General features: G+C 67.5%; 19 protein-coding genes. 10 read left to right on the forward strand and 9 right to left on the reverse strand.

What is annotated here, in order from left to right; translation table 11 throughout:
* The first annotated feature begins 49 nt into the window (after positions 1–49).
* Positions 50–1,486, forward strand: coding sequence for a family 43 glycosylhydrolase (locus tag AC1RRV_RS18085; protein WP_492861031.1), 1,437 nt, complete (start codon positions 50–52; stop codon positions 1,484–1,486).
* Here the strand turns inward: AC1RRV_RS18085 and AC1RRV_RS18090 are convergent.
* Positions 1,483–2,541 (reverse strand): redoxin family protein, encoded by a 1,059-nt coding sequence (locus tag AC1RRV_RS18090; protein WP_492861032.1) that lies wholly within the window; start codon positions 2,539–2,541, stop codon positions 1,483–1,485. The two genes, AC1RRV_RS18085 and AC1RRV_RS18090, sit on opposite strands and share 4 nt — an antisense overlap.
* A gap of 11 nt (positions 2,542–2,552) precedes the next feature.
* Positions 2,553–3,557: an alpha/beta fold hydrolase gene (locus tag AC1RRV_RS18095; RefSeq protein ID WP_492861033.1), complete on the reverse strand. Its 1,005-nt coding sequence runs from the start codon at positions 3,555–3,557 to the stop codon at positions 2,553–2,555.
* Between the two features lie 157 nt (positions 3,558–3,714).
* Between AC1RRV_RS18095 and AC1RRV_RS18100 the strand changes: the two genes are divergently transcribed.
* The 6 genes from AC1RRV_RS18100 (at position 3,715) to AC1RRV_RS18125 (ending at position 10,122) form a co-directional block, all read left to right on the forward strand.
* Complete coding sequence (locus AC1RRV_RS18100; RefSeq protein WP_492861034.1) at positions 3,715–4,176, forward strand: MarR family winged helix-turn-helix transcriptional regulator; 462 nt, start codon at positions 3,715–3,717, stop codon at positions 4,174–4,176.
* Between the two features lie 238 nt (positions 4,177–4,414).
* The gene (locus tag AC1RRV_RS18105; protein ID WP_492861035.1) at positions 4,415–5,125 is read left to right on the forward strand and encodes a hypothetical protein; all 711 of its coding nucleotides are present in this window, start codon (positions 4,415–4,417) and stop codon (positions 5,123–5,125) included.
* A gap of 65 nt (positions 5,126–5,190) precedes the next feature.
* Positions 5,191–6,177 carry a DUF2806 domain-containing protein gene (locus tag AC1RRV_RS18110; protein WP_492861136.1) on the forward strand — a complete coding sequence of 329 codons (987 nt, stop codon included), beginning with the start codon at positions 5,191–5,193 and terminating at the stop codon, positions 6,175–6,177.
* A gap of 608 nt (positions 6,178–6,785) precedes the next feature.
* Positions 6,786–8,207, forward strand: a complete 1,422-nt coding sequence (locus AC1RRV_RS18115; RefSeq protein WP_492861036.1) for a serine hydrolase domain-containing protein — start codon at positions 6,786–6,788, stop codon at positions 8,205–8,207.
* Positions 8,208–8,306: 99 nt separating this feature from the next.
* Positions 8,307–9,470 (forward strand): energy transducer TonB, encoded by a 1,164-nt coding sequence (locus AC1RRV_RS18120; RefSeq protein ID WP_492861037.1) that lies wholly within the window; start codon positions 8,307–8,309, stop codon positions 9,468–9,470.
* A gap of 82 nt (positions 9,471–9,552) precedes the next feature.
* Positions 9,553–10,122 carry a sigma-70 family RNA polymerase sigma factor gene (locus AC1RRV_RS18125; RefSeq protein ID WP_492861038.1) on the forward strand — a complete coding sequence of 190 codons (570 nt, stop codon included), beginning with the start codon at positions 9,553–9,555 and terminating at the stop codon, positions 10,120–10,122.
* A gap of 173 nt (positions 10,123–10,295) precedes the next feature.
* Here AC1RRV_RS18125 and AC1RRV_RS18130 read toward each other — a convergent pair whose 3' ends face one another.
* Together AC1RRV_RS18130 and AC1RRV_RS18135 are read right to left on the reverse strand one after the other, a co-directional pair.
* Positions 10,296–11,453 carry an aminotransferase class V-fold PLP-dependent enzyme gene (locus AC1RRV_RS18130; protein ID WP_492861039.1) on the reverse strand — a complete coding sequence of 386 codons (1,158 nt, stop codon included), beginning with the start codon at positions 11,451–11,453 and terminating at the stop codon, positions 10,296–10,298.
* A 16-nt stretch (positions 11,454–11,469) separates the two neighbouring features.
* Positions 11,470–12,261 (reverse strand): tryptophan 2,3-dioxygenase, encoded by a 792-nt coding sequence (locus AC1RRV_RS18135; protein ID WP_492861040.1) that lies wholly within the window; start codon positions 12,259–12,261, stop codon positions 11,470–11,472.
* A gap of 104 nt (positions 12,262–12,365) precedes the next feature.
* Here AC1RRV_RS18135 and AC1RRV_RS18140 point away from each other — a divergent pair, with 104 nt between their 5' ends.
* Positions 12,366–12,824, forward strand: a complete 459-nt coding sequence (locus AC1RRV_RS18140; protein WP_492861041.1) for an Lrp/AsnC family transcriptional regulator — start codon at positions 12,366–12,368, stop codon at positions 12,822–12,824.
* Positions 12,825–12,856: 32 nt separating this feature from the next.
* Here the strand turns inward: AC1RRV_RS18140 and AC1RRV_RS18145 are convergent, their stop codons facing one another.
* The 5 genes from AC1RRV_RS18145 to kaiC are packed head-to-tail and all read right to left on the reverse strand — an operon-like array spanning position 12,857 to position 17,176.
* Positions 12,857–13,300 carry a response regulator gene (locus tag AC1RRV_RS18145; RefSeq protein ID WP_492861042.1) on the reverse strand — a complete coding sequence of 148 codons (444 nt, stop codon included), beginning with the start codon at positions 13,298–13,300 and terminating at the stop codon, positions 12,857–12,859.
* Positions 13,278–14,837 (reverse strand): sensor histidine kinase, encoded by a 1,560-nt coding sequence (locus AC1RRV_RS18150; RefSeq protein WP_492861043.1) that lies wholly within the window; start codon positions 14,835–14,837, stop codon positions 13,278–13,280. The genes AC1RRV_RS18145 and AC1RRV_RS18150 overlap by 23 nt, the downstream gene beginning before the upstream one ends.
* On the reverse strand, positions 14,824–15,150 hold the full coding sequence (locus AC1RRV_RS18155) for a circadian clock KaiB family protein (RefSeq protein WP_492861044.1): 327 nt from the start codon (positions 15,148–15,150) through the stop codon (positions 14,824–14,826). The genes AC1RRV_RS18150 and AC1RRV_RS18155 overlap by 14 nt, the downstream gene beginning before the upstream one ends.
* A complete protein-coding gene (locus AC1RRV_RS18160) occupies positions 15,147–15,488 on the reverse strand; it encodes a circadian clock KaiB family protein (RefSeq protein WP_492861045.1) in 342 nt (113 codons plus the stop codon). The genes AC1RRV_RS18155 and AC1RRV_RS18160 overlap by 4 nt, the downstream gene beginning before the upstream one ends.
* Positions 15,485–17,176 carry a circadian clock protein KaiC gene (kaiC, locus tag AC1RRV_RS18165; protein ID WP_492861046.1) on the reverse strand — a complete coding sequence of 564 codons (1,692 nt, stop codon included), beginning with the start codon at positions 17,174–17,176 and terminating at the stop codon, positions 15,485–15,487. The genes AC1RRV_RS18160 and kaiC overlap by 4 nt, the downstream gene beginning before the upstream one ends.
* Positions 17,177–17,573: 397 nt before the next feature.
* Here kaiC and AC1RRV_RS18170 point away from each other — a divergent pair, with 397 nt between their 5' ends.
* Together AC1RRV_RS18170 and AC1RRV_RS18175 are read left to right on the forward strand one after the other, a co-directional pair.
* Positions 17,574–18,590, forward strand: a complete 1,017-nt coding sequence (locus tag AC1RRV_RS18170; RefSeq protein WP_492861047.1) for a glycosyltransferase family 2 protein — start codon at positions 17,574–17,576, stop codon at positions 18,588–18,590.
* Positions 18,587–19,015, forward strand: coding sequence for a GtrA family protein (locus AC1RRV_RS18175; protein WP_492861048.1), 429 nt, complete (start codon positions 18,587–18,589; stop codon positions 19,013–19,015). The genes AC1RRV_RS18170 and AC1RRV_RS18175 overlap by 4 nt, the downstream gene beginning before the upstream one ends.
* Positions 19,016–19,143 lie beyond the last annotated feature (128 nt).

Below are 19,143 nucleotides of genomic sequence, written 5' to 3' on the forward strand. Positions count from 1 at the left end.
GCGCGCCGACCTCGCGCGGACGAGGATGTGCCATCACGAGGGGCGTTGCATGTCGGTTGAATCCATCGAGGCCGACGGGCCGTCGCGCCGGGCGATGTTGGCCGGCGCCGGAGCGCTGACGGTCGCCGGGCCAGCCCTCGCCGCCGGCAAGGCCGCCCCCATCGCCTCCAACCCCCTCGTCCGCCAGCGGGCCGACGCCCAGATCTTCAGGCATCGCGACGGCCGGTACTACATGACCGCCTCGGTCCCCGAGTACGACCGGCTGGTCATCCGTCGCGCCTCCACCCTGGCGGGCCTGGCCACCGCCCCCGAGACGGTGATCTGGACGCGGCCCAAGACGGGGAAGCTGGGCGGCTATATCTGGGCCCCGGAGCTGCACCATTTCGACGGCGCCTGGCATATGTACTTCGCGGCCGGCGACGCGGGTCAGCCGTTCCACATCCGCACCTATGTGCTGGTCTGCCGGGACCGCGATCCGCTGAGCGGGCGCTGGGCGATGGCGGGCCAGTTCCAGACGCCGTGGGACACCTTCACCCTCGACTCCACGATCTTCAGCCACAAGGGCGTGCGCTACGCCCTCTGGGCCCAGACCGAGCCGGGCATCAAGACCAACAGCAACCTCTACCTGGCCCCGCTGGCCACGCCGCTGACCCTGGCCAAGCCGCCCACGCGCCTGACCGTGCCGACGCTGGACTGGGAGGTGCGCGGCTACAAGGTCGCCGAGGGCCCCGCGCCGCTGCATCGCAACGGCAAGCTCTTCATCAGCTATTCGGCCAGCGCCACCGACGACCGCTACTGCTTGGGCCTGCTGAGCGCCGACGCGGACGCCGACCTGATGGCGCCGGACGCCTGGAAGAAGTCGCCGGACCCGGTCTTCGTCTCGTGCGAGGAGACCGGCGTCTGGGGGCCGGGGCACAATTCGTTCACGGTCGACGAGCAGGGCCGCGACATCATGGTCTATCACGGCCGCGACTACCGGAAGATCGACGGCAATCCGCTGTTCGACCCGAACCGCCACACGCGGATCCAGCGGCTCTACTACAAGCCCGACGGGACGCCCGACTTCGGCGTGCCGGTCGGGGCGGGCGAGGTTCCCGACCGCTTCTCGCCGCTGGACCGGCCGGACGCCTTCCTGCGCCATGACGGCGATCGCGCGCTGCTCGGCGTCGGCCCGCTGCCGACCACCCAGTTTCGCCAGAAGCCCGGCCCGGCCGGCGCGGGTACGATCGCGCTGGAGCCGATCCTCAAGCCGGGTCACGTGCTGGCCCTGGGCCCGGACGGCGCCGCGACCCTGGTTCCGGCCTCGGGCGTCGATCCGAAGCGGGCCAGCTTCCGCCGGGTTCCGGGCCTGGCGGGCGGCAAGGGCGTGTCGTTCGCGACCCTCGATCCGGCCGGCGGCCATCTGCGTCACCGCGACGGCGCGATCGTCGCCGCCCGGGTCAGCGACGCCGCCGGACGGGCCGCCGCCACGTTCCGGGTGAGCTAGCCGAAGGTGAATACGTAGGCCCGAACGCCGGGGTCGCGGAACTCGATCTCGAAGGTTCTCTCCGCCACCGCGCCGGCTTGGCGGACCAACTGGTACATGCGCGGTCGGTCGACCAAGCCCAGGCCGTCCGGGCCCGTGTCCACGCCGTGGTCGCGCCCGGGCGCTTGGCCGTCCAGCCGCACGCGAAAACGCACCGGCCGGTCCGAGGGGGCCAGCACCATGTGCAGGTCGCGGGCGTGAAAGCGGTGGGCGATCTTGCCGCCCGCGCCACCGGTCGCGAACGCCTCGCCCGCGGTCCAGGCGCCCGAAAGGCTCCAGCGGTTCAACGGCAGGGCCTTGGGCGGTTCATAGATCCGCTGGACGTCACGCTTCAGGCCGCCCGGCGAGGCGAAGCCGGTCGCCTGGCCGTAGCCGAGATAGGTCTCGCCCGAGCCCAGGTCGTCCCAGTCCGCCGCCAGCTCGGGGCCGAGACCGGGCGGCGGCGTGAGAACGGCCGGGCCGGCGCCGTTCGCCCCCAGGCCCCGAATCAGGCGCTCGGACTGTTCGTACTGGCCTTCGCCGGCGATCCTGCCGCGCGCCCGGCCCTCGGCGTCGATGAAATAGAAGGCCGGCCAGGCGTTGTTGCCGAACGCGCTCCAGATCCGCCGGTCGCTGTCCAGCGCCACCGGGAAGTCGACGCCCAGGTCGCCCAGGGCCTGGCGCACATTCGGGGTCTCGGCCTCGAAGGCGAATTCCGGCGTATGGACGCCGATCACCGTCAGGCCCCGTCTCCGCCAGGCCCGCAGATAGGGCAGGATCCGCAGGCTGTTGATGCAGGAATAGGTCCAGAAGCAGACCACCACCGCCCTGCCCCGCAGCGTCGCGGCGTCCAGCGGCGGACTGTTCAGCCAGGTCGGGGCCAGCTTCAGGGCGTCCAGGATCGGCGCGGGCGCGAAGGCGCGGGCCACGGCCTGTCTGGCCGGCGGCAAGGCCAGCACCCCGCCCAGCGACAGCGGGACCAGGCCGGCGGCGGCGGTCTTCAGCCAGTCGCGGCGGGTGGGAGTCGAGCGGTTCATGGTCATGGCGCCTAGGCCCAGCCCGCCACATCGAGCACCGCCTGGGCGAAGGCCTGGGGCGCCTCCTGCGGCAGGTTGTGACCGACGCCGCCGGAGATCAGGCGGTGCGCGTAGCGGCCCTTGAACTTGCCGGCATAGGCGGCCGGGTCTGGATGGGGGGCGGCGTTGGCGTCGCCTTCCATCGTGATGGTCGGGACGGTGATGTCGGGGCGCCGGGCCAGCTTGGCCTCCAGGGCGTCGAAGCGCGCCTCGCCCTTCGAAAGACCCAGCCGCCAGCGGTAGTTGTCGATCGTGATGGCCACGTGATCGGGATTGGCCAGCGAGACGGCCGAGCGGGCGAAGGTCGCGTCGTCGAACGCCCACTTCGGCGAGGCCGTCTTCCAGATCAGCCGGGCGAAGGCGTCGCGGTTCTTGGCATAGCCGGCCGCGCCGCGCTCGGTGGCGAAGTAGAACTGGTACCACCAGGACAACTCGGCCTCGGGCGACAGCGGCGCGGCGTTGGCCGCCTGGCTGCCGATCAGATAGCCGCTGACGCTGACCAGGGCCTGGACCCGCCGAGGCCACAGGGCCGCAACGATGCTGGCCGTGCGCGCGCCCCAGTCGAAGCCGGCGACCACCGCGCTCTGGATGTTCAGGGCGTCCATCAGGGCGATGACGTCCACCGCGAGCGCCGCCTGCTGGCCGTTGCGCGGCGTGGCCTCCGAACGGAAGCGCGTTGAGCCGTAGCCGCGCACGTGCGGGACGATCACCCGCTTGCCGGCGGCGGCCAGGATCGGCGCGACCTCGGCGAAGGCGTGGATGTCGTAGGGCCAGCCGTGCAGCAGGATCACCGGCTGGCCGCTGGCGGGACCGATCTCGGCATAGCCGATCTCGAGGTCGCCGGCCGCGACCTGGCGCAGGGTCCAGCCCGGCGCGGCTTCCGCCTTCGCCACCGAGGCCAGGGCGGTTAGCGCGCCGGCGGCGCCCAGCACGGCGATGGCGCGGAACAGACGGCGGCGGTCCAGGGAGGCGGTCATCACGCTTTTCCTTTTATTCGTATCCGATTTAATCGGTGCCGATCCCATAAATCGATCGACTAGCGAATGTCAATCTTCCGATTTCATCGGATGCGACTTATATAGGAGCCCTCGACGCCGACACATGCCCCGCCGACACCCGCCCCGAAGGACCGCCATGCCCGCCTCCGCTGACACCCCGCCCCTGCCGAAACTGGGCGATTTCCTGTGTTTCGCGGTCTATTCGGCCAATCTGGCCTTTGGTCGGGCCTATAAGCCGATCCTGGATGAGCTGGGCCTGACCTACACCCAGTGGATCATCATCGTGGCCCTGTGGGAGCGCGACGGCCAGAGCGTGAAGAGCCTGGGCGAGAAGCTGTTCCTGGAGTCCAACACCCTGACGCCCATCCTCAAGAAGCTGGAGAGCCAGGGCTATCTGCGCCGCCAGCGCGACCCGGCCGACGAGCGCCAGGTCATCCTCACCCTGACCGACGCCGGCCGCGCCCTGCGCGAGAAGGGCGCCCAGCGCACCCTGGTCATCGCCACCGGCCTTGAGCCCGAAGAGTTCGCCAGCACCCAGAAGACCGTCACCAAGCTGCGCGACAACCTGATCAAGCACGTGGCGGGCGGCGAAGGGTGAGGGATTTCACCTTCACCGAATGAAGCGCCGTGGTCGAAAGCCCTTCCCGCCCGGGAAGGCGCCATCCCTACATCTCACGGCGAGACGATCGCAGGGCTGATCGTGGGGCGGCTAGCGGCCCTGACCGACATTGAGATTACCTATCCTTCAAGCAAGAGTGTGGGGCGATATCCGCACGCGAAGATTGCAGTTCCGCGTGCATCGTGCGACGCAAGCGCAGAAGGTTCGGGGGCTGTACGTGAACTTCTCGATCGAAGTGTTCGCGCCGACCGGCGCAGCGGAATGGCTCAAATTCTGGGCGGAAGTCATCAAGGCGTTAGCTTGGCCAACGACGTTGCTCGTCCTAGCAGTCATCTTTCGCACGCCCCTGAAAAGCTTGTTTGGCCGGCTCGCCAGTTGGAAAGGCCTCGGCATTGAGGCGAGCTTCGGAGATCGTGTCGGAGCCCTAGCTGTCGATAGCGCAAAAGCTGCTGAGAACCGGGACGCTAAGACCACTCCTGCTTCCGGCGGCGCGCCACCTCCTCAGCCAAATCCTGTGGCGGCCGGCACCACCGGAAAAGCTGGCGGCACCAGCACCGCTACCTCTATTTCGAATCGAGACCAGATTGATTTCCTTAAGACTCACGTCTCACTGAGCACACGCCAGGAGCCCGACTTGGCGCGGCTGGCAGGATCGATCCTGGTCGCCTGGCTTAGTATTGAAGCCGAGCTCAATCGGCTTTTGAATCACTTCGGCTTAGATAACAGCCGGCTCAACGTGAGAGCACAAATCTCAGCCCTCCAAGAACTTGGGAAGATTTCAACGGAAACGGCCGCACTGATCCACCGAGCGATGAGACTGCGTAACGAGGTCATGCATGGCCGTGTTACGACACTTAGCACCGCGGACGTCCTCGCTTATGAGGAAGGGGCCCACTCAATCGTAGAGTTGCTTAGAAAGGCCGCGTGAGCCCCGACCCGACTCAGCTCGGCCGTCATGCCTTTAGGCCCAATACTATTTTTGGCGGGATCAAGATGGTTGACGAAACTACACCGACACTCGCGGCACTTACGTCCGTAGCGCCGCGACGGGTCCGCAGTGCTTTTTCGGCTACCCTGGGTCAATTGCTGGGCGGGGCAGCGTCATGGCCAGCAGCGTGGCTAAAGAGGAAGGAGCCGGGCATCGAAGATAAGACGGCGACACAAGCGGCTTCGGTAGCCGCGATAGTTCACGATACTGCGGTGCAAGGCCTCACGGATCCACGTTTTATTGATTTCGCCACTTCCGCTCTACTCCCCACCGAGCTGCGCCAGACTCGAAACCTAGTTCAAGTCGCGCAACGGACAGCTGAACACTTGTCCGAGGATAAGGACGACACGAGCGATGAAGGGGAAGATGTTCAGCGCCAGACAAGTGGGGAACCTGAAGAGGACTGGGTAAACGCTTTCGCTAGGTTCGCGAAAGACGCGTCATCCGAGCGATTGCAAGATCTTTTCGCTCGTATCTTGGCGGGAGAGATCACTAGGCCTGGAGCGTACTCCCCCACCACTCTGCGGGCAGTGAGCGAAATGGACAAAGAGACTGCTGAGGATTTCAGCGTCGCTTGGTCAAAGAGCGCTGGTGACGCCGTCCACTACTCATCCTTTTGGCAGCGCGGCGACGGCTATTCGCTATGGAGGAGGCTTGTTGAGGCGGGGCTGATGGCGCCGACAGAGACAGCGCAATTCCTGCCAAACTTTGTTCCACAACCTACGCTGGGCGGTGTAAGCCTTTGGTCGCCGACACGATCTGGGGCAACGCCGTTGACTCTGTTGGTAGCCTTTTCGCAGGATTGCGCGGCCCGCTGGGTACATATCGATTTCACGCGTACAGGCAGACAGATTGGAAGTCTAATCGCGCCGCCGCCCTTCGAAGACAATATACGCGAGGTAGCCGCCGATCTTAGTCAGGCTACAGGGATCCAATGGATCGAGCTGCTTCGCGCGGACGGTCCGAACGAGGTAATTTTCAGGCGGTCGTGAAGAAATTGTCGCCGGCGACCACCGGAACCACCCGTTGCCGACACTAACTTTGCCAGCACGTGGTCGCCGCCGATCACAGCGGTTGGTCACACCGGCTACATTGTTCCGCCGCATGACCCGAATAGGTGTATCGGAACGCCGATCTGTCGTGGAAGCGTAAGCCGATTGGTAGTCCGAAGCGCGGACAGCGCGTGAGATAGATCACTAGGAAGTAGAGGCAAACGTCCAAGAACAGGTAAGCGCCGAGGTCTATGAACCTGGAAATGAGCCCTGCCATCGGCGCTACAGCGACAAGACCGAGACAACAATCGGCATCGCAATTCTTTAGGCGGTCGGTGGGCGCATGAAGCTGAGCTTAACCCCGTAGCGACGGCCAGCCAACCTCCAATCACCACCCATCACGGACGTAAGAGAAGGCCGCTCCAGGACACCCTCTCCCCATGGGCGAGGGCGTTTCCGACTTCCCCATCCCCGACCTTTTCCGTCAGCGTCCAAGTATCTCCGGCCTCGCTTTACCGGGGTGTGTTCAGCTACGGTTCAACTTGACCGGCCCCACTAGGGGGAAGGCGGGCCTCCATAGGCCAAACCGCCGTCCCCGGGGATTTCAGATGAACATGACAAGGCGCGCCCATCTGCAGGCGCTGACGGGCGCCGTGGGCCTGGCGACCGCCGGCCAGGCCTTCGCCGCCGACCCGCCCCTCTACGGAACCTGGACAGCCGTCTACGATCCGGGGAAGGCGCCCCTGACCTTCCGGCTCGTCATCGACGCCAAGGGGGCAGTGCTCCACCTGAGCAGCCTGAGCCAGGGCGACGCCAGCTTCCCCAGCAGCGAGATCGCCGTCGACGGCGCGCGGCTCAGCGCCACCTTCAAGCGCCTCAATGTGAAGATCGAAGGCGTCATGAGCGATGATCGCCACATCGACGCGGAATTTACCCAAGGCGCGCCGCTCAAGCTTCGCTTTACCCGTGGTGCGGTCGCCGACACCATTTCCGAGAAGATCTGGCCGCCCCTGACGAGGGATCTCCTGGAGACCAAGCGGTCGGACGCCGGCGCGCCGGCCATGGGCGCCGGCTGGGCGCGCGGGAACCGGTCGGGCCTGCTGGTGACCGGCCTTCGCTCGAGCGAGGCCAAGCTCGCGGTCCAGCCAGGCGATCAGTGGCACTGGGGTTCGATCACCAAGTCGATGACGGCGACGCTGTGCGGCCGGCTTGTCGAGGCGGGCGTCCTGTCGTGGGATACGACGATCGGCCAGGTGCTCGATGACGAGGGCGCGCCCGTCCCGCCGGCCTATCGCGACGCCACGCTTCTGCACCTGCTCAGTCACCGCGCCGGGCTTCAGTCCAACATTGAAGCGGCCGACACCGGGGCCTTCAGCCTGCATTCGCCGGACGCGCGCGCTGAGCGGCTGAAATACGCGCGTCTGGCCCTGGCCCAGAAGCCGGTCGGGGCTCTGGGCGCGCAGCACGCCTACAGCAACAACGGCTATGTCGTCGTGGGCGCCATACTGGAAAAGCTCACCGGCAAGCCGTGGGAGATCCTGATCCAGCGGGAGGTCTTCGCGCCGCTCGGCCTTAAACGGGCGGGACAGGGCGCGCCGGGCATCCCCGGCCGGATCGACCAGCCGATCGGTCACCTCATGGCCGGCGGCAAACGGCTTCCCCGTCCGCCGGGAGGACTGGGCGACGACAATGTCGCCGCCATGGGGCCGGCCGGCCGGGTTCACATGCCTCTGGCGGACATGCTGGTCTATCTGAGCGCCCACCGTGACCGCCCCGCCCGGTTCCTGAAGCCCGCCACGTGGGACAAGCTCCACACGCCGCCTTTCGGGGGCAGCGATGCGCTGGGCTGGTTCACCAGCAAGGACGGCAGGCTGTGGCACAGCGGCTCCAACACCCTGTGGATGGCCCAAGTCCTGGTCGATCCGAAGGCCGGCTTCGTCTGCGCCTCGTGCGCCAACGATGCGACGGACGCGGCCAGCAAGGCCGTTGAGGAGGTGTTGGCGTCGGCGAGGGCAACGGCTCGCGCCTAGATCGTCCCCACGAGGACGCGTCGGTCTCGGCCTCCGTCCCCCTTGACGCCCCTCCGGCCCGGGAGGATAGCTGCCGCAACCTTAGATCGCGGAGCGTCCATGCGCGGCTTGTTGCTTCTGGCCCTGGCCATACTGACGCCCGCCGCGTCCGCCGCCGCCAGCGTTCCCGCGCCCCCGCCGACGAAGAGGTCGGACATCGAGGTGCGGGTGGTCAGCTTCGCTCCGCCGCCGACCGCCATCGTCTGCGCCCAGGGCGGCGCGCGGCTGGTCGAGGGCGCGGCCCTGGCGCCCAAGGTCTGGCAGGTCTGGAACCCGGTCGTGTCGCCGGTCGGCGCGCCCGGGGCCGCGCCCTACACGCCGCCCCCGCCGCCGACCAACGAGATCTACACCTTCTCGATCGACGCCGACGGCCGGGTGACCGACCTGAAGCGCACCGCCACGCCCGGCCGCAACGCCGTCTGGCCCACCGACGAACAGGCGGCGATCATCGCCAGCTGGCGGTTCGCGCCCGGCGCGGGGGCCAGCGACTGCCAGATCGACCTGGCGCCGAGCTATCTGCCGATCGCCCAGGCCTCGCCGGCCAAGCTGTTCGAGATCCTGGCCAGCGACCCGCGCAACCCGCCGGCCGCCGTGCGCGAGGCCCTGTCCGCCGGCGGCGACTGCAACCGCGCGCCGCGCCGCCGTCCGCAGGTCATCGTCTATCCCGACCTGCGCGCCTTCGACGACAAGACCGTCGATCCGTCCTGGACCACGCTGCTCTACGACATCGACGCCAATGGCGCGGCCCGTAACGTCAGGGTCGCCGCCCAGCACGGCGAGCGCGCCTTCGCCGACGCGGCCGCCGGCGCGGTGTCCGAGGCCAAGTACTTCCCCGGCTCGCCCCGCACCGGCTGCTTCGCCGCCTTCCGCGCCGAGCCCAAGGCCACCGAGGCGCCCAAGCGCCCCCCCGCCGCGCCCTTCGAGCGCCCCGGCGACGACTGCAAGGTGACCCGCGAGGCGCTGAACATTCCCGAGGTGAAGTTCTACCCGCCGGCCTTCGCCAAGCGCCGCGTCGCCGGCTGGGCGATCCTGCGCTTCGACGTCGCCCCCTGGGGCCAAGTCGGGGCGATCGAGGTGCTGGCCGCCCAGCCCAGCGCCCAGTTCGCCGACGCCGCCCGAAGCCTCCTGCAGGGCGCCAAGCCCAGTCCGCCGCCCTCGGGCTATCGCGGCTGCGTCGTGCCGATCCTCTACGCCATCCCGGCCATTCCCGAAGATGAGTACTGATCGGCGCCTAATCGTAAGCGTGACTGCAACCAATTGCCGTCGAGGGTCGTTTGTAGCTTGAGTATTTTCGAGCGAGGCCAAGATGGATCCCAAAGACCAGAAGACCTTCGAGCGCGACCTGGTCGCCTTGATCCCGCATCTGCGGGCGTTCGCGCGCTCCCTCTGCGGTGACGCCACCGCCGCCGACGACCTGGCGCAAGACGCGGTCGCCAAGGCCTGGGCCAGCCGCAACAGCTTCACCATGGGCACCAACATGAAGGCCTGGACCTTCATGATCCTGCGCAATCAGTTCTATTCCGACAAGCGCCGCAGCTGGCGCTCGGTCGGCCTGGACCAGGAGACCGCCGAGCGGACCCTGGTCGCCAACACCAATTTCGACGGCGCCATCGCCCTGGACGACCTGCGCCAGGCGATGATGATGCTGCCCGAGCAGCAGCGCGAAGCCCTGATCCTGATCGGCGCCGGCGGCTTCTCGTATGAGGAAGCGGCCGAGATGATCGGCGTCGCGGTCGGCACGGTGAAGAGCCGCGTCAGCCGGGCCCGCGCCGACCTGGTCCAGATCTTCGAAAGCGGCAACTACACCCGCGACGGCAAGCCCGTTCACCAGGCGATGGACAGCATGCTCTGGGCGCTGGAACAGCTGGCGGCCTAAGGAACCCTGCCCCTCTCCCCTTGCGGGAGAGGATGGCCCGCGAAGCGGGTCAGGTGAGGGGTCAAAGAACAGAGCCGCCGCGACAGCCTCACCGCCGTCGCGGCGGTGTTCGTTTGTGCAACCCCTCATCCGGCCCTTCGGGCCACCTTCTCCCGCAAGGGGAGAAGGGCCCTTCAGCCCAGCCCCGCGCAAACCCCGCAGAACGCCACCACATCCGCTTCGTCGTGATAGATCGACAGGCCCACGCGCAGCACGTCGTCGCGCACGTCCACCACCACGCCTCGGTCCGCCAGCGCCGCTTTCCAGGCCTGGGCCGACGGATGCCGGAAGGCCAGGAACCGCGCCTGGGGTCCGTCGCCGGGCGCGTTGACCACCACCGCGTCCTTGAGCGGCCCCGCCTCGCCCGCCTCGATCTTCGTCAGCAACGACGCCCGCAGCCCCGCCACGTGCGCGGCCACCGCCGCCGTGGTCAGGCCCTCGGCCTCCAGCATCCGGCCCGCCGCCACGAACCGGTACAGTCCCGACGGATCGAAGGTCGCGCCCATGAAGCGGCTGGCGTCCCGTGCATAGCCCACCCCGCCCGGCGGCCCCTCCAGGTCGCCGAACTCGGCGTACCAGCCCGTCAGGCTCGGACGCGGGCCAAAGCCCGCCGGCGCGTGCAGGAAGGCCGCGCCCTCCCCGGCCATGGCGTATTTGTAGCCGCCGGCCACGTAGAAGATCCGGTCGGCCACCGCCGACAGGTCGGTCGGTACGGCGCGGAAGCCGTGATAGCCGTCGACCACCACCCACGGCCCCTCGGGCCGCGCCAGGCTCGCCAACTCCCAGACCCGGTCGAAGACGTAGCCGCTCTTGAAGAACACGTGGCTGACGAAGATCAGGTCGTAGGTCCCGCTGCGCGCCGCCGCGATGAACCGCTCGGCGAAGTCGGGACGGTCGCTCTCGACCACGGTCAGCTCGACCTCGCCCGCCTCGACCCAGCGCTGGGCCTGGCGGCGGAACGAGTGGAACTCGCCGTCGGTCGACAGGATGCGCACGGGCTTGCGGCCGATGGCCGAGACCAGCACCGCCAGCAGGCCGTGGGTGTTGGGCGCGAAGACCACGCTGTCCGACGACGGGAGGTTCAGTTCCCGCGCCACCAGCCCCTGGGCGGCCGGATAGACCTCGCCCAGCGCCTTGTCCCACTTGTGGTCGGCCAGGGTGGCGGCGTCCTCCCAGGCCTCGACCTGGGCGACCAGGGTGGCGTCGGGCCACAGGTGGTGGCTGTGGGCGGCCATGTGCAGGCGGCCCGGAACGCTGAGCGCCTTGGAGAACAGGTCCTTGCGGGCCGTCATCAGAGTTTCGTCCCCATTACAACTTCGTCCTCAGCGACCACAGCTCCGGGAAGGCCCGGCGGCGCAGGGTCGAGGCCAAGTAGCCGATCCCGTCGGTGCCCCCGGTGCCCGGCCGGCCGCCGATGATCCGCTCGACGGTCAGCACGTGCTTGTGGCGCCAGGTGACCAGGGCGTCGTCCAGGTCGACCAGCTTCTCGGCCAGCTGGTACAGCTCCCAATAGCGCTGCGGGTCGCGATAGACCTCCAGCCAAGCCGCCTCTACCTCGGGCGAGGCGACATAGGTCTGGCTGAAGTCGCGGCTCAAGGCGCTGCCCGGCACGGCCAGGCCGTGGCGAGGCAGCTGGGCGATGGCCACGTCGTACAGGCTGGGCGCGTCCAGCGCCGCCTGCAGCTGGCCCAGCGCCGACGAGCCCTCCTCGTGGAACTTCAGGAAGCTCTGGTCCTTCAGGCCCAAGAGATATTCCAGGGTCCGGAACTGGTGCGACTGGAAGCCCGAGCTCGAGCCCAGGTCGCCCCGGAAGCTGAGGTAATCGGCCGGCGTCATGGTCGCCAGCACGTCCCACGACAGGGTCATCACCGTCTGGATCCGCGACACCCGCGCCAGGGCCTTGTAGGCCGGCTCGACGTCACCGCCGGCGATCAGCCGCTTGGCCAGCTCGACCTCGTGGATGATCTCCTTGAGCCACAGCTCCTTGGTCTGGTGGATGACGATGAACAGCAGTTCGTCGTGCCGGTCGCTCATCGGCTTCTGGGCCGAGAGCAGTTCGTCGAGCGCGAGGTACCGCGCGTAGGTCATGTCTTGCGCCATGGCGAAACCTTATGCGGCGAGGCCCGGCACATTGTCCTCGTTTGCGCGGCGCTTGTCGCCAGGGTTAGAACGATGTCCCGTCATAGCCGTCCAGAGCAGAACGAATGGCCGCCCTCAACCGCATCGACCTGTCGATCCTCCGGATTCTGGAAGCCGACGCCCGCATCTCGTTCGCCGCCCTGGCCGAGCGGGTGGGCCTGTCCAAGTCGCCCTGCTGGTCGCGCGTCCAGGCCCTGGAGAAGCAGGGCGTCATCACCGGCTACCGCGCCCAGGTCGACGCCAAGGCCATCGGCAAGGGCCTGACCGTCTTCGCCCTGGCCACCGTCGAGTTCAGCCGCGCCGAAGCCTTCGAAGCCGCGGTCCTGCGCCACCCCAGCATCACCGACTGCCACTCGACGGCCGGCGCGGGCGACTACCTGCTGCGCATCGTCGCCGCCGACGTCGAGGACCTGGACCACCTGCTGCGCAAGGAGCTGAGCCAGCTGCCGGGCGTGCAGCGGTACACCACGACCGTATGCATGAAGGCGATCAAGGAGGGGGGATTGCTGATGGCGGGGGTGTGAGGGGGACTCTTGGACCCAGCCCCCACCCCTCTTCAGGCGGCCAAGAGGCGCCGCGCCGCGTAGCAGACGCCTTGCATGTCGTAGGGCTTGGGCACGAACAGGCCCGACAGGTGATCGACCGATCTCAGGATGGGCAGCGCCGATGTGACGATCACGTGGAGCTCAGGCGCTGACATCTTCAGATGCTCGGCCAGATCAATGCCATTCATCGTCCCGGGCATGTTCACGTCGGTGAAGAGGACCCCGATCTCCGCATTGCCCTCGTACATGAGGAGCGCCTCGGCGGCGTGCTCGGCCTCGACGACCAAAAATCCTTCTTCGATGAACGCCGCGACCGCGAGCATGCGTATCAGATATTCGTCCTCGACGATGAGGACGACCGGCTTGGGGCACTGGGACATGCAGACGTAAGCGATGGCGTGCGCGGTTGTTCCATGCTCTCGGCCCGATGCTTCAGGCGATGACGCCGACGTCATACGGCTCGCTGCTGGCCGCATTGATCGCGGCGGCGATCATGCAGACGACTCCGGTCGGAGCGAAGTCTATCGCCGCCTCGCCGCCGAGCGCGGCCGAGAGGCTTCGCTCGATCAGCCGAGAGCCAAAACCGCGACGCAGAGGGGGAGTGACGCGGGGGCCATCCTTCTCTTCCCATCTGAGCCGAATGACATCGGCTTCCACGGCCCAATGGATGCTGAGCCGTCCCGCCGGGGCCGAGAGCGCGCCGTATTTCACGGCGTTCGTGGCCAATTCCTGCAAGGCCATGGCCATGGCCAGCGCCATGCTGGGCTCCAGGCGGACGCTGGGGCCGCCCGTGACGATGCGCGCGGCGTCCGGCCCGCTGTAGGGCGATACGGCCAACGCCACGATTTCGCTGAGTTCGGCCCCCTCCCAGCTTTCCCGCGTCAGGACGTCATGCGCTCTCGACAGTGAGATGAGCCGTTCTTCCAGCGCGGAGCGGGCTTCCTCGACCGTCGCGGCGGCGCGCAGGGTCTGGGCGGCGATCGACTGCACGGTCGCCAGGGTGTTCTTGACCCGATGGTTCAACTCGTTGATCAGCAGGCTCTGCTTCTCGTCGGCGGCGCGCTGCTCGGTGCGGTCCCGAAGGATTTTCAGGAAGCCGATATGCTGCCCATCGTCCCTGCGAAGCGGCATCATCAGGCTATGGCACCAGAAGGGCGTTCCGTCCTTGCGCAGGTGCCAGCGTTCCTCCTCGGCGCGACCGCTTTCCAGGCACAGCGCCTGTTCGCGGTCGTCGGCTCGGGAGGCCTGGTCGGCGGCGGTCCAGATCGCCGGAAGTGATCGCCCGATCAGGTCGCTGGCTTGCCAACCCAGGATTTGCTGGGCGCCGGCGTTCCAGATCGTGACCTTGCGATCCAGGTCGATCGCCATGATCGCATAGTCCCTGACACCTTCGAGGATCAGGCGGTAGCGCTCGTCGCTTTCGCGGTGCGCGGCCTCGACCGCCAGGGCCGACTTGGCTTCGGCGACTTCGCGAGCCTGGGCGTAGGTCGCGGTCAGGTCGGTGAGCACCCCGCACAGGAACTGGCCGTCCGGAGCGTCCAGGCGGGTCAGGGACAATTGGACGATGAGCGTCTCGCCGTCGTTCTTGCGCGTCAGGCTCAACTCGGCCTTGCCGCCGTTGACGAGGACATTCTGGAAATCGGGCAAGGATCGCGGCTTCACGAACGGGCCCAGCCCCGTGGCCATCAGGGCGCTCGGCGTGGATCCCAGCATCTCCGCCAAGGCGCGATTGCCATACAGCACCGCGCCGTCCGGGCCGACCATCAACGCGCCCTCGGTCATCTGCTCGATCAGAAGACGATAGGAGCGGTCGGCGGTCTCGAGCGTGTAGACCTTGCGGTTGTCGGGTCCGCCGACCACGACGGCGTCCACCTCGCCATTGCGGATCGCCTCCAGGGTCTCCCGCGCTTCGGCCAGCTGTAGCCGGAGCTCCAGGACCTCATCCTCGAGCGAGATCTCCGATGATGCGGCGGGAGGGCTACTTGGACCCAATGCCGCTGCCTTTCGCCGGTAGACCAAGGCCGCGCAACACGCGCTCGGTATCGGACAGATCGCCGATGACCCGCTGCACCGGTTCGGGCTGCAATTTGATCAGGGTCGGCGCGGCGATGATCTGGTGCTCGCTCGCCGCTTCGGGGTGCTCGTAGACGTCGACGATCTCCAGGTCGTAGCGGTCGGGCAGTTCGCTCTCCAGCACCCGTCGCAGGTTCGCGATCGCTCGCGTTGAGCGCTGCGTCGAGCCGGTGATGTAGAGCCTCAGCACGTGCTTGGGGTCAGCGGTGTTGCCGTCGCCGCGACCCGTCATGAGGTTGGCCTGCTGTAGTCCAGCCCGACGAGGAACCTTTCGGGATCCGAGAGCGTGCCGATCATGCGCTTGAGGGGCGGAGGCAGACGGCGCACCAGCGTGGGGATGGCGATGATTTGATCCTGGGCGGCGAGCTCGGGGTTCTCGGCCAGGTCGAGCACCTCGATCCTGTGGCGGCCCGGCAGGTGCGCATCGCACAACTGCGTCAGGTTCCGGATCGCCTCCAGGGACTTGGGCGTCTGGCCGGCGACGTACAGGCGGAAATGGAAGACGCCCTCGCCGAGGCGATCGTCGCCCTCGTCAGACCCGTCGTTCGGCGTCTGGGGAGCCGTGGTCATGTCGCTGCGCTCCGGCGCGTCGCCGCCGCGGACCGGCCCGCGGTGAGCGCGCGCTCCTTGCGCTCGTCCACCGTGTCCAGCGCGAGCAGCTCGGCTTCCTCCCGCTGGAGGGCCTCTCGCGTCTCGGCGATCTGGCGTTCGGCGGCGTTCTTCTTCTCGGCGAATTCGCGCCGGCGACGATCGATCTCGTCGCGGCGCTCCAGAGCGGCGGCTTCTTCCTCAGCCTCCTGGACGATACGGGCGCTGCCCGTCAGCACCCCGTGAGGCCCGATATAGGGCTCCAGCAGGCTGACGCCGTCCGATCCCAGGCGGTATTCGCGGATCTGATTGGAGTGGCTCATCCCGCGCGCCTTCAGCACGAACAGGCCGCGGTTGCGCTCGCCGTTGGCCTCCAGATCGTGCAGGCCGATCCAGACGTCCATGAGCGAGGACAGGCTTTGCTCGTTCCGGTCCGCCTGGTCGCCGTTGACCAAGCTGTTGAAGACCACGGTGATGCCCTTGACCTTCAGGTAGTCGACCAGCCTCAGGAGGGTCGAGTGGATCTCGCTCTCCGAACCCCGGAACGCGGAGATCGGGTCGATCACGACCACCATCGGATCGAACTGGTCGATCTGGCGGATCATGAGCACCAGGTGCATCTCCAGACCAAAGAGACTGGGGCGCGAAGACTCAAAGCGCAGCAGACCCCGGGCCACGTGGGCGCCGAGGTCCAGACCGACCGAGCGCATGTTCCGCACGATCTGCTCGGGCGACTCCTCGAAGGAGAAGTAGATCGCCCGCTGCCCGGCCAGGCAGGCGGCGTTGACGAAATGGGATCCGAAGGTGGTCTTGCCCGTCCCTGATGGGCCGGACAGCAGCACGCTGGAGCCGCGATAGAAGCCTCCGACCCCGAGCATGGCGTCGATGCCGACGATGCCGCTGGAGACCACGTCATCGGAGATCGAGTGGGAAAGCCCCGCCGAGGTGACGGGCAGGACGCTGATGCCGCCCTTGTCGATCAGGAACGGATATTCGTTGGTCCCGTGGGCGGAGCCACGATACTTCATCACGCGCAGGCGGCGCGTGGTGATCTGCTCGTCGACCCGATTGTCGAGCGCGATCACGCAGTCGGAGACATACTCTTCCAGGCCGTGCCGGGTGAGCTGCCCCTCGGGCCCGCGTTCGGCGGTGATCACCGCCGTGACCCCGCGATCCTTCAGCCACTGGAACAGCCGCCGAAGCTCGGCGCGCAGCACTGGACCATCGCCGAGGCCTGAGAACAGCGCTTCCAGGGTGTCGAGCACGACGCGCTTGGCGCCGATCTTGTCGATGGCGTACCCAAGCCGGACGAACAGCCCTTCGAGATCGTATTCGCCGCTCTGTTCGATCTCGCTGCGCTCGACCCGGACATAGTCGATGAGCAGCTTCTTGTCGGCGATCAGCCCGGGCAGGTCGTAGCCCAGCGAGCTGACATTCTCGATCAGGTCGTCGGCCCGTTCCTCGAAGCTGACGAAGACACCCGGCTCGTCGTAGACGGTCGCGCCCTTCACCAGGAAGGTCAGGGCGAAGAGCGTCTTGCCGCACCCCGCGGCGCCGGCGATCAGTGTCGGACGGCCTGCTGGCACGCCGCCAAAGGTGATCTCGTCCAGCCCGGCGATCCCACTGGCCGCCTTGCAAAGATGGTCGGCAGTGGTCGTGTTTAGAGTCATGGCTCCGCCGTTCGCCGAAAGTCCCAAGCTGAAGTACAGGAGCGGCGGGATAAAGTCGCGCAAAAGAAAAATATTTAAGTTTTAACGCCGAAATTCGGCATGTTTTCTATCGTCGACTGGCCAAACGGCGAGGGTTATGTTCTTTATAATTATTGTTCATGGTCGCGCAGGGCGTTTCGTATTATAATTTTCGCCGGAAAATTTAGGCGCGCCATAGACGCTTGTCAGGCTTTACAGCCGTCTCCGGCCCCTGCCCTTGGTCCGCCGCCGACGGTCCCGCCACCTTGCGGGCGCAGGCGGAGAGAGGAGCCTGGATCGCGAGCCCTTGGATAACTTCGCGGGCGAGCGCCGCACCTGCCCCCTCCCCCTCCGCGCGCAACCCGGCTAAACCTCCGCCATGGTTCAGCCCGTCGCGTCCGCCTTCGCCCCGCCGCCCGCGCCCGCCGTCGCCACGCGTTCGCGCGCCGGCAAGACGCTGTCGATTGTCGCCCCCTGCTACAACGAGCAGGAGGTGCTGGACCTGTTCTTCGAGCGGATCGACGCGGAGCTGGCCCGGCTGGGGGTCGATTACGAGATCGTCTGCGTCAATGACGGCAGCCGCGACCACACCCTGGCGGTGCTGCTGAAGCACCACCAGCGCGACCGGCGCATCAAGATCATCAACCTCGCCCGCAACTTCGGCAAGGAGACCGCCCTCTCGGCGGGGCTGGACGCGGCCGGCGGCGACATGATCGTGCCGATCGACTGCGACCTGCAGGATCCGCCCGAGCTGATCGGCCAGTTCATCACGGCCTGGGAGGCCGGGGCCGACGTGGCCTATGGCGTCCGCGTGGATCGCAGCGCCGACAGCTTCCTCAAGCGCCTGACGGCCCAGGGCTTCTACAAGGCCTTCAACAAGATGTCGGAGGTCGACCTGCCCTATAACGCCGGCGACTACCGGCTGATGGACCGGCGGGTGGTCGAGGTGCTGCGCCAGCTGCCCGAGCGCAACCGGTTCATGAAGGGGCTGTTCGCCTGGGTCGGGTTCAACCAGGTCGGCGTGCCCTATGTCCGGCCCGAGCGGGCGGCGGGGACCACCTCGTTCCGCTACTGGAAGCTCTGGAACTTCGCCCTGGACGGCATCACCTCGTTCAGCAGCGCGCCGATCCGGGTGTGGAGCTATGTCGGGGCCGGGGTCGGGGCGCTGGCGGTGCTCTGGGCGATCTGGATCGTCCTGCGCACCCTGCTGCTGGGCAACGACGTGCCGGGCTATCCGTCGCTGATGGTGGCGATCCTGATGAGCTTCGGCGTGCAGATGCTGGCCATCGGTTCGCTGGGCGAATACGTCGCCCGCATCTATCAGGAAGTGAAGGGCCGGCCGCTGTACGTGGTCATGGACCGCCACGGCTTCGACGCCGACGAGCCGCGTTCTTGACGGCCTTGCTGACCCCCGCGCGGCGGGCGTTCCTGGTCTCGGCCCTGCGCTACGGCCTGGCGGGCGTGTTCAACACCCTGGTCGGCTTCTCGATCATCGTGGCCCTGGACGTGGGGCTGGACGTGCCGGCCCACCTGGCCAACGCCATCGGCTACGCGGTCGGGATCTGCGTGGCCTTCGTGCTGTCGAAGTTCTTCGTGTTCAAGGCGCGCAGGACCACGCGCTCGGCGCCCTTGCGCTACGGGGTGGCGGTGGCGGCGGCCTTCGCCCTGAACCAGGGCGTGCTGACCCTGGCCAAGCTGGTCCTGCCGACCGGGACGCTGTGGAGCGTGGCGGCCCAGGGCTCGGCGGCGGTGAGCTACACCGGGGCGCTGTTCCTGTTGAGCCACTTCTGGGTGTTCGCGGAGCGGAGAGAAGACGCTTAGCCCCTTCTCCCCTTGCGGGAGAAGGTGTCAGCGAAGCTGACGGATGAGGGGTCGCCCAAACGAAAGCCGCCGCGACGGCGGTGAAGCTGTCGCGGCGGCTCTGTCTTTCAACCCCTCACCCGGCCCTG

This window comes from Caulobacter sp. GW821-FHT11E10, assembly GCF_058808375.1.